At 65.4% G+C, this 8,965-nt stretch carries 8 protein-coding genes; 2 read left to right on the top strand and 6 right to left on the bottom strand.

What is annotated here, in order from left to right; genetic code table 11:
* The 3 genes from ACFOMH_RS20300 to ACFOMH_RS20290 form a co-directional block, all read right to left on the bottom strand.
* A partial coding sequence (locus tag ACFOMH_RS20300) for a hypothetical protein (RefSeq protein ID WP_377746747.1) occupies positions 1–1,251 on the bottom strand: 1,251 nt, incomplete at its 3' end.
* Positions 1,245–1,619: a plasmid mobilization protein gene (locus ACFOMH_RS20295; protein WP_377746746.1), complete on the bottom strand. Its 375-nt coding sequence runs from the start codon at positions 1,617–1,619 to the stop codon at positions 1,245–1,247. The genes ACFOMH_RS20295 and ACFOMH_RS20300, both read right to left, overlap by 7 nt.
* A 615-nt stretch (positions 1,620–2,234) precedes the next feature.
* Positions 2,235–2,915: a thermonuclease family protein gene (locus ACFOMH_RS20290; RefSeq protein ID WP_377746745.1), complete on the bottom strand. Its 681-nt coding sequence runs from the start codon at positions 2,913–2,915 to the stop codon at positions 2,235–2,237.
* Between the two features lie 114 nt (positions 2,916–3,029).
* Here ACFOMH_RS20290 and ACFOMH_RS20285 point away from each other — a divergent pair, with 114 nt between their 5' ends.
* Complete coding sequence (locus tag ACFOMH_RS20285; RefSeq protein WP_377746744.1) at positions 3,030–3,221, top strand: hypothetical protein; 192 nt, start codon at positions 3,030–3,032, stop codon at positions 3,219–3,221.
* A gap of 46 nt (positions 3,222–3,267) precedes the next feature.
* Positions 3,268–4,089 (top strand): glutathione S-transferase family protein, encoded by an 822-nt coding sequence (locus tag ACFOMH_RS20280; RefSeq protein ID WP_377406730.1) that lies wholly within the window; start codon positions 3,268–3,270, stop codon positions 4,087–4,089.
* Here ACFOMH_RS20280 and ACFOMH_RS20275 read toward each other — a convergent pair.
* The 3 genes from ACFOMH_RS20275 to ACFOMH_RS20265 form a co-directional block, all read right to left on the bottom strand.
* A complete protein-coding gene (locus ACFOMH_RS20275) occupies positions 4,014–7,091 on the bottom strand; it encodes an efflux RND transporter permease subunit (protein WP_377746743.1) in 3,078 nt (1,025 codons plus the stop codon). The genes ACFOMH_RS20280 and ACFOMH_RS20275 overlap by 76 nt on opposite strands.
* An 84-nt stretch (positions 7,092–7,175) precedes the next feature.
* On the bottom strand, positions 7,176–8,141 hold the full coding sequence (locus ACFOMH_RS20270) for an efflux RND transporter periplasmic adaptor subunit (protein ID WP_161905878.1): 966 nt from the start codon (positions 8,139–8,141) through the stop codon (positions 7,176–7,178).
* A gap of 160 nt (positions 8,142–8,301) precedes the next feature.
* Positions 8,302–8,853, bottom strand: a complete 552-nt coding sequence (locus ACFOMH_RS20265) for a TetR/AcrR family transcriptional regulator (RefSeq protein ID WP_065169882.1) — start codon at positions 8,851–8,853, stop codon at positions 8,302–8,304.
* Positions 8,854–8,965 lie beyond the last annotated feature (112 nt).

Below are 8,965 nucleotides of genomic sequence, written 5' to 3'. Positions count from 1 at the left end.
GACCGAGGATCCGTCCTGCAGCCAGATCCGGCGCTTGCGATAATCGACGAAGCGCAGCTTTGCGATCAGATCCTCGGGCAGGCGGGCCTCGTCGAAAGTGGGGCGCCGGGGTTTCGTGCGGGTGTCATGCTGGCGAGCCGGCTGTGGCGAGGGCGGCGACCAGGCGCAGGTCGTCCCTTCGATCTCATCCTCCGCGTCGGGTTCGGGATCCGGCGCTTCCTCCGGCCAGCCAAGCCGTTCGCGATGATGCGCCGCCCGCAATGCGCGCAGCCGGTCCAGCGTCGCTGCCGCGCCGCGCATGTCGCGCCGTTGGGGTGGCAGGCCGCCATCATTCCAGCCGCATTCGTCCAGCCAGGCGGGCGAGGTGAAGCGCTGATCGAACAGATCTCCGCACAGCCGGATCGCCCTGGCATAGCGGTTGGGCGCGTTTCGGGGGCCGCCGCGTTCAGGAGGCAGCAGGCATTCGACCGAGATGTAATTCTTGCCCTTCCTTGTGATCCGGTGGCCTTGAGCCTCCAGCCAGGCCAGAACATCGTTGCGGTTGGCAATGCGACCGCGCTCGATCTCCATGCCAACGGCCATGTCCAGTTCCTCACGGATGTCGAAGATGGGATTGCCTTCGATATCGCGCGCCGGGCTGCTGATTACCGACCCCGGCAGCTTCAGGTGGCGATGGCGTTCCGGCGCCAGCGGGTCGGCCCAGCCATGGCGATGGTTCCAGCTGTCGCGGAACGCCTCCCAGAGCGCGAAGCCGATCGAGCGCGGCGGCTTGGGGTTGATGGCTTTCAGCCGACCCTGACTGTCCAGCACGGCGCGCGCGAACAGAAAGTTCAGTTCCAGCCGCCGCTTGTCGGTATGCGCGTTCCACAGCACCTCGGGGCGATGCTCTTCGGGGATGCCGGCGAAGGAGGTGTCCTCGAAATCGCGCATCAGCGCATCGGTCAGGCCACGCAGGGCCAGATCGCCCCTGGTCCAGGCGGCGATGTCGATGTCGTGCCGGTCGAAGGCGATGACGCCCGAGGTATAGCGGTGCTGAAACGGCAGGGCGGCGCAGGTTTGGCTAATCAGCCAGGCATTTCCCGAGATCGGGATCGGCGGTGTGGCGCGCCTGATCCAGACCTTGGGGCCGCCGGCGCGTTCCGGCTTCAGCACCATCTCGCCCTGCAGATAATCGATGGCAAGGCGAGCATCGGGATCGCCGGGCTGACCATCGCGCGCGGCGCCGGTGTGCTTGAGGAACTTGATCAGCATCCGCCTTTCCCCGTCTCGGCCTTGGGGTCGAAAATCGCGCGCAACTCGGCGCGGATCGCGGCCACCTCGGCGGCCAGCAGGGCTGCATCGGCATTGCCACGCCAGCTGTTGGCATGGCGGGCGAGCTGGTTGAGGTTGTTGCCGATACGCGCCAGCTGCGCATTGGTCTGCTGGCGCGCGGTCTGCTCTGCCGCCGAGACGATCGGCGCATCCTCGATCAGCGCGCGGATTAGGGCGGATTCGCTGAGACCGGCGGCGTTGGCCTTCCGGTTCAGCAGAGCGCGGGTTTCGGGCGGCATGCGCACGCCGAACTTCGGGCTGGCGCGGCTGACCTTGGTGGTTCCGGGACGGGATGTGTCATCGGGCATGGAAGCTCTCCTTCCATCCCCAAGATTGACAGATACGTGTAAATACCAACTCTTATTTTGACGCGCGGAGATCGGTGAGATCGGCAGCGCGGCAGCGTCCGGGTTCACCCCGGGACCAAACTTTCCGCGCCATGGTGCGGATCAGAGGGTTCGAAGGGAGAGCATCTCCCTCGCAAGGATTCGGTGCTGAGCGCAAACGCAGTTTGTGGGCCCACCGAGGAGCCTTGCTAAGAGCCCTTCTCTATCATGGGAATCTAAACTCCCCTCGCCATATTGATTTTGCTTGGGAAATCCTCTGAAACTGCTTTTACGCTGAATCGTCCGAATTTGACCCCGCCAGATTCAACGTGAATCTAATTCCAACGGGTCGGAGGCGATCGCGAGGATCTGCAGGCCGCCCATCGACCCGACGTTGCGAAAGTCCCGATCCCGGGCCTCGCGACGGTCACTGGATATATCCAAGACGGGCAATGGAGCTGGTCCCCGATCCTGCTCACGCATGGCCATTTCTGGCATGGTGCTGCGACCGGACAGCGGGGCAGGTGGGCGGTCTGGGTCAAGATCGGCCGCGCCCGGCCCGATCCGATGCCGGCCTCCCAGACCGGAAAGACCCTCTCAGCAGATGCTTTCGCAGGGGATGCCATCATTGTCGCGGTCAAGCTTGCCGCCCCAGGGGCAGTTCTGCAGATACCAGCGCGCCTCTGCGCAGCTGCCGATTTGGCTGCAGGTCCGGCGTGGGCTGCAGGACCAGTTTTGACCGGCCAGTTCGTAAAGTCGTGACATTGTCGGTGCCGCATTTTGACCGCTGCGACGTTCCGCGCGCCAGTCCCAGGGCATGTCGAAACGGCCCTGCCAGATCCCTCGCTGGCCGGTTCGGGCGTGATCCTCGGCGGGGATATAGGCGGTTGAATATTGTCGGTAGGCCACGGCCCAGCCCTCACGCACCATCCATCGGTTCAGGTTCTCGCGGCCGACAATACAATCCGCCACGACCCGGCCGTAACGGTCGGTGTCGGTCTGCTGGCAGCTGACCACCTGCCGCCGCCCGATCCGGTCCGACAGCGCCAACGCCGCCTGCTGGCCGCAACGCCAGGCCGTTCCGCGCGCGTCTTGGCAAAGCTGGCCGCTTTCCGGCGCATCGATGCCGTTCAGCCGGATGCGGGCGCCGTGGATCTCGATGGTGTCGCCGTCGATCACCGAGGCCACACCCTGCAGATCGTCGCCTGTCGTTTCGCTGGAGCAGGCGGGCAGAGTGCAGGCAAGGACAAGGGTTACGGCGGTAAGGGCGGAGTTCATCGGCGGTCTCGCAGGGTTCATCCCTGCCTAGCCATTGGGCAGAGTGGAGGAAAGCACATTGTGGGAACTGTTTGTTAGCAGATCTCCTATGTCGCCCTGCCCTCCGAGGATCTGGTGCAGGCGATGATCGCGAATGGCCTGCCGGAATTCATGGCGCGGGTCTTCGTCTCTTTCGACGAGGCGATCGCGCAAGGCTATCTCGACGTGGCCAGCGCCGATCTGAATGCCCTGACCGGCCAGCCGGGACAGTCCGTTCGCGACTTCCTGCTGGCAAACAGGGCCGCACTGCTGCGCTCGCAGGGCTGAGGGCGGCAGGATGCGCCTGTAAAGCGCCACCTTCCCGCCCGATGCCCTGCGTGTCCGCGCTGTGGCCTTCGAACTGGTGACCGACCTCGACACCGTCGAGGTCGGCCTCCGCGCCGGGGATGTCCTACGGCGCAATCCGAATGCCAGGGTGCCCTTGCTGGAGGACGGCGATTTCGTCTTGTGGGAATCGCGGGCGCTCCGTGGCTATCGCGCCAGCCTGCATCCCGAAGCGGGGCTAGTCCCGCACGATTCCGCCACACAGGCCCCGATGGACCAGTGGGCCTGGCGGCAGGCCATCCCTCCGGGACCGGCCATGCAGAAACTGTCCTTCGGGCTCTTCCTGAAGGGAAAGTTCGGCATGGGCGATGCCGATCCGGCGACCGTCGCTTCCGAGCGCAAGGCCTGCGATCGGTTTCCGGACGTTCCCCAAAAAGGGGCTGGCAGGCAAGGCCCGGATCGTCGGCGCCCCGAGCCTTGCCGCCTTCTGCATCGCGACAAGCTTCATGTATCGCGCTCGGAGCCGGGATTTCGCCCGATGCCCGGCCCGCCCCCTGCGCCGAACCTTTCCCGCCGCCCTGCCGCCTCGACTCCGTGGGACTTTGCCGGTGATGCGTCCCGCGACCGGGTCTCGGCAATACGTTTGACGGCATCAGATCGTCCGGGACGAAAGCTCCGTCATCGCCGATCCGGTCCTCCTGCCCCGATTTGCGTCAGGTTGCGGCCCTTCGATGTCCGACAAGTCCGCAATCATGCGGACAGGCGAAGCCGCCCCGCAAGGCAGCTTCGAAGCGGTCATGTCGTGGCACCGGAGGGGATTTCCCGTGCCGAAGCGGCGTTGGGTCGCCGGATGCGGAACAAGATCGCATAGAGCACTGGAACTGCCAGCAGCGTAAGAACCGATGCGAAGGCAAGGCCCCCCATGATCGTGACCGCCATCGAGGCGAAGAAGGCGTCCGGCAGCAGCGGCAGCATGCCGAAGATCGTCGTCCCCGCCGCCAGCACCACCGGGCGCAGACGGCTGACCGAGCCATCCACCACGGCGTCGTAATCCGCCGCCCCGGACGCGCGCCTGAGGTCGATCTCCTCGACCAGAACGATGGCGTTCTTCATCAGCATCCCCGACAGCGACAGGAAGCCCAGCAGAGCCGTGAAGGTGAACGGCATCCCACTGGCAAGCAGTCCCAGCACCATCCCTGTGACCGACATCGGCACTACAAGCCACAGGATCAGCGGCTGGCGCACCTTGTTGAACATCAGGATCGAGATCGTCAGCATCACGAGGAAGCCCAGCGGCAACTGCTTGCCTAGCGATTCTTGAGCCTGCTGCGAGCTTTCGAACTCGCCGCCCCATTCCATCCGGTAGCCGGGGGGCAGTTCCATCGCCTCGATCTGCGCCCGCACGCTGCGGAAGGCCTGGTCGGCCGTCAGATCGGGCCGCTTGCCGCCCTGGGCGGTGATCGTGCGCTCGCGGTCGCGCCGGTGGATCAGCGCCTCGGCAAGCTCGACCTCCATCCGGGTCACCATGTTGGACATCGGCACATAGGCACCGGCCCCCGGCGACCACACCGGCAGGTCCTGCACGCGGTCGATGCCGTCGCGCTGGGTTTCGGGCAGGCGCAGGTAGATCGGCACCTCGGCGTCGCCTTCGCGCAGGGCGGCCACGCGCAGGCCCGAGGTGCCGAACTGCACCGTGTCGGCGATCGCCTGGCGGGTGGCGCCGGTCAGGCGCATGCGCGATTCATCGACGATCGGCACGACGCGCAATTCGCGCTGGCGCCAGTCGGTGCGCGGCTCGATAATCGTGCCGGCCGCCTCGTAGATCTTCAGCGCCTCGTCGGCCAGCTGGCGCAGGATCAGCGGATCGGGCCCCGAGAAGCGCACCGCCACCGCAGCCCCCGCCGGCGGGCCGAAGACCAGTTCCTCGGTGCGCACCAGCGCGTGGGGGAACTCCATCGCCAGCTCGCGGTTCAGCCGGGCCGCCAGTTCCGGGATCACCAGGGCGTCACGCGTTCGCACGATCAGCTGGCCATAGCTGGGGTCGGCCTGTTCGGGGTTGTAGGTCAGCATGAAGCGGCTGGCCCCGCGCCCGACCAGCGTCGTCACGGCCACCACATCGGGCTCGGCCATAACAATCTGCTCCAGCCGCTGCATGGCGCGGTCGGTGGTGTGGATGTCAGTGCCCTGCGGCATCTGGAACTGGACGTAGAACAGCGGCGTGTTCGAGGCAGGGAAGAAGGCCTGCTTGACCTGACCGAAGGCCATGATTGAGGCGACTGTGATCCCCACGATCACCAGCATCACCAGCCAGCGGGCGCGCAGCGAGCCGTGCAGGATCCCGCGGTAGGCCCGATACATGAGCCCCCGATAGGGATCGGCCGACATGTCTCGCGGGGCCTTCAGCAGAAGCTTGCCCAGGTAGGGCGTGACCGTGACTGCCAGAACCCAGCTGAGCAACAGCGAGATCCCGATGACGGCAAAGAGCGAGAAAAGGAACTCGCCCGTCGCATCCGGCGACAGGCCGATACCCGAAAAGGCCATGATGCCGATGACCGTGGCGCCAAGCAGCGGAATGCTCGTCGCGCTCTCGGTCTCGGCGGCAGCGTCCTCGGGCGTCTGGCCGCGCGCCATGCCGATCACCATGCCCTCGGCGATGACGATGGCGTTGTCCACCAGCATCCCCATGGCGATGATCAGCGCTCCCAGGCTGATACGCTCCATCTCGATCCCGAGGACCGCCATGAAGAAGACGGTGGCCAGCACCGTCAGGCCCAGAGTGGCGCCCACCACAAGGCCCGCGCGCCAGCCCATCGTAAGCATCAGCGCGCCGACCACGATAACCACCGACTGCAAGAGACCAACAAGGAAACTCGACACCGCTTCATCGACGACCTTGGTCTGTTCGTAGATCGGAACCAGTTCTGTTCCTTCGGGAAGCTGCTCGCCGAGTTCGGCGAGGCGCGCCTCGACCGCCTGGCCGACAGCCACGACGTTGCGGTCGGTCAGTGCGGAAATGCCGATGGTGAAGGCCCGGACACCATTCTGGCGAATGATCTGGGAGGGTTGCTCCACCTCGTGGCGGCTGACCGCGGCAATATCGAAAACCGTGGCCTGCCCGACCTCGCCAGCTGCGCCGAGGCGCAGCGTCTCGATCCCTTCAACCGTGGCATAGCCTCGCGGCACGGATAGCGCGATGCGCGCGGTGTCGGCGGTGACCTCGCCATTGGCGAAAACCTGGTTCTCGCTGGCGATCACGCCGATCAACTGGTCGGGCGGCAGGCCCAGACCGGCCAAGCGGGCCGGGTCGATCGCGATGGTGATCTCTTCCTCGATCAGGCCCTGGACCTCGACCTTGGCCACCCCGTCCACCGTCACCAGCCCGCGCCGCAAAAGCGTGGCAAGATCGCGTTGTTCGGTCGGCGTCAGGCCCTGGGTGGTCACGGCATAGAACAGCCCGTAAACATCGCCGAAATCATCGTTGACGATCGGAGCGCGGGCGCCGGCGGGCAGTTCGCCGCGCACGTCACCGATGCGCCGGCGCATCTCGTCCCAGATCTGCGGGATCTCGTCGGGCCCGTAGCGCATGTCGATCTCGACCGTGATCTGCGCCATACCGGGCATGGATTTCGACTGCACGCGATCAAGCTGCCGCATCTGCTGAAGTGCGGTTTCGATGACATCGGCGACTTCTTCCTCTACCTCCTCGGCGGTCGCGCCGGGATAGGGCACGAAGACAAGCGCGGTCTTGAGCGTGAAGCTCGGGTCCTCGAGACGGCCGACATTGGCAAGCCCCCAGAGCCCGCCAAGCAGGCAGAACAGGATCGCAAGCCAGACGGCGACGGGGCGGCGAATGGCGCCGCGCGCGATGCTCATGCGTGCTGCATCAACCGTCTCAGATGCCATGGCGGTCATTCTCCCGTTCCGCAGTGTGTTGGACGGCGGTCAAAGCGCCTGCCGTCAAAGGCCGACGACCGCAACTCGTGCCCCGTCGCGCAGGCGCCACCAGCCGGTTGCGACCACCGTTTCGCCGGGCTCCAGCCCCTCCAGCACGACGATCCAGTTGTCGCGCGGCAGGCCCAGCCGGACATCGCGGCGCGAGACCGTGCTGTCCTCGGCAGTGTAGATCCAGACCGTCGGATTGGCCCGGCTGGTCGTGTCCACTGCCGAGACGGGAAGCGTCACCGCCTGCGAAGGACGGCTGCTTTCGATTTCGCCCACCGCAACGTTCGCCGTCATGCCCGGCAGGATGCGCGGGTCGATATCGCCTGCGATCCTGAACTCGACATCGAAGGTCCGGGTCGAGGAATTGGCCTCGGCCGCGAAACTGCGCGGCTCCAGCGTCGGACGATAGCCCGGCGCGGCCGGAAAGGTGGCCGTCACCGAAAACAGATCGGGCTGGACGCGGGCCACGGCGGCCAGATCCTCGGGCAGCGAAATGCGGATCAAGAGTTCGGAGACGTCCTGAAGGCGCACCACCGGCTGGGCGGGCGTCACGTTGGCATAGGCTTCAACATAGGTGCGGGCAACGATGGCATCGAAGGGGGCGCGCACCTCGGTCTGGGTCAGACGCCGTTCCGCCTCGCGCAGCGCCGTCTCGGCCTGGGCAAGCTGCGCGCGCACCGCGTCGAGCTGCGCGTCGGTGGCGACCCCGCGATCCGACAGGGCGGAGGCGCGGGTAAACTCGCTGCGCGCCAGATCGTACGAGGCACGCGCGCGGTCCAGCGCAAGCTGGAAATCGGCCTTATCGAGCTGTCCTATCAAGTCGCCGGTCGTCACCCGATCACCGGCAATGACTGGAAACTCGACAAGCTGCCCGGAAACCTGGAAGGCGAGATCCACCGTTTTCAGCGCCTCTACTGTCCCGGCAAAGGATCGGGTTCTGGCCTCGGAATACGCGACAGCCTGAGTGATCTCGACGGGCATGGGCAACGCAGACGCTTCAGCACCTGACGGAGGGCCGGCAACGTCACTGCTGCTCGCCGCTTCCCGATCCTGCGCATGGATCTGCCAACTCGGCACGGCAAACAGGAGCGCACAGACGCAGCCTGCGACACCAAGTCCAAGCAGCGCTCTCGCTTTGCCTTCAATGGGCATTGTCGATCATCTCCTCAATTTTCTGTGCAAGCTCGTTGCGAACCGATGGCCCACCATCTGGAAGTGCCAAGAGCGAATGGAAACGTAGTCCTTGCAGCGCGAAGAAGATCAGACGCCCTAGGCTTGTGTCCTTCATTTCCGCCTCGATGCAGGAAAGATCGACCTCAAGCGCGTCACGCAGCGGGTCAAGAAGGTCCGGTTCGGCCGCCGCGACGGCTAGGATCGCCATGGAAACGTCGGAAGCCGCTGCGTCGAGGGTGCGGAGCGAGCAAAGGTGGCGACGAAGGGTGCGTTGTCGCGAGTCCTGCGGCAGGCGCGCTTCTAGGGACTCATGCTCGGAGAGCATGTCCCTCAGCAGCGCCGCCATGAGGTCGCGCTTGGTCGGAAAGTTGTAAAGAACACCGCCTTTGCTCAGTCCTGCTTCCCGCGCAATCGCATCGAAGGAGATATGTGAAACACCCTCGCGCGCGGCGATTGCGCGCGCGGCCGTTAACACGCGCGCACTTGCGTTTTTCCGTCGGCTTTGCGATCCATTCTTCAAGACTGTACCATCCGGTCGGTAAACTCCGGTGGGAGGTAGAGCCGCCGTCCAATATGGTCAAGGCGTTGGGTTGGCAGAACAGCCCCCGAACTCTGGGCAGGTGAGAGTAAGA

This window comes from Paracoccus mangrovi (assembly GCF_042648425.1).
Classification (GTDB): Bacteria; Pseudomonadota; Alphaproteobacteria; order Rhodobacterales; family Rhodobacteraceae; genus Paracoccus; species Paracoccus mangrovi.
Note: the sequence above shows the minus strand (reverse complement) of the source record. Positions and strands in the feature narration are given on the sequence as shown.

Coding starts and splice junctions, on each gene's coding strand:
- ACFOMH_RS20295 (WP_377746746.1), bottom strand. CDS start 1,619: ATGCCCGATGACACATCCCGTCCCGGAACCACCAAGGTCAGCCGCGCC.
- ACFOMH_RS20290 (WP_377746745.1), bottom strand. CDS start 2,915: ATGAACTCCGCCCTTACCGCCGTAACCCTTGTCCTTGCCTGCACTCTG.
- ACFOMH_RS20275 (WP_377746743.1), bottom strand. CDS start 7,091: ATGAGCATCGCGCGCGGCGCCATTCGCCGCCCCGTCGCCGTCTGGCTT.
- ACFOMH_RS20270 (WP_161905878.1), bottom strand. CDS start 8,141: ATGCCCGTCGAGATCACTCAGGCTGTCGCGTATTCCGAGGCCAGAACC.